1 pseudogene is annotated in these 789 nt (G+C 64.1%); it reads left to right on the forward strand.

The annotated features are described in order from the left end of the window. Positions 1–656: 656 nt before the first annotated feature. Positions 657–789 (forward strand): annotated as a pseudogene (locus tag IF89_RS50110) (IS701 family transposase); the annotation flags it as partial.

Here is a 789-nt window from a genome sequence, read left to right on the forward strand (position 1 = left end):
CCCGGCATAACATCATCAGCGGTCAGCGTCTCAGCAGGTGTGGCATCTGTCGCGCCAGGCGAGTTCCCGGACGGACAGTTTCTGACCGCAGCCCTCGTGGCACGTGGCAGCCTCGCCACGGGCAGAGGCTTCTGACCGGGTAGAATTGCACTCCTTCTCGAACTAATCTTCCGAGTCGGGAAGTTTGTTCAGATACGAGGCGAGGCGTTCGAGGACTTCGTCCGCGGTTTCCGTCCAGATGTAGGGCTGGGTCGATGTTCCATGCGGCGACCGCGGATGCCCTGCTCCCGGGCTCGGACGGTCTTGTGGACGCCTCGCTGTATCCGTTTGTTCGTCAGCTCGGCGAACCACCGCCCGACCAGTAGCGATGGCGCCGACGGCACCAGGCCAGAGTCCGCCGATGTGACAACACATGCCGCGGGCACTCATTCGCGGGACGGGCCGAACGAGCCCGTCCCGCGCCCGGCACCACCCCGCTCCCTCCCCACCCCAAACCGCTGACCAGGCAAAACACCAAAGTGACCATTCCGTGTTCGATAGGGACTTCAGATGTTGGGTGTGACCTGGGGTTTCGTGGTGCTCAGGTAGTAGGGCTTGGTCGGGTTCGATCGCCGGTGGCGTGTCCGGTTGATTGGCTGGGTCGTTGATCGGGTGCGTTGGCTGAAGAGTTGGCGGCGGTCCGGTGTGACGTGGAGGATTTCGCGGCGGAGGTATGCGAGCCGTTCGGGCGGGCGGATCAGCGTTGGTGGGGTCGATCTACCTGCGTGGTCTGCTGATGGACGGCGGGCG

It is taken from the genome of Streptomyces sp. NRRL F-2664 (assembly GCF_000719345.1).
Lineage (GTDB): Bacteria > Actinomycetota > Actinomycetes > Streptomycetales > Streptomycetaceae > Streptomyces.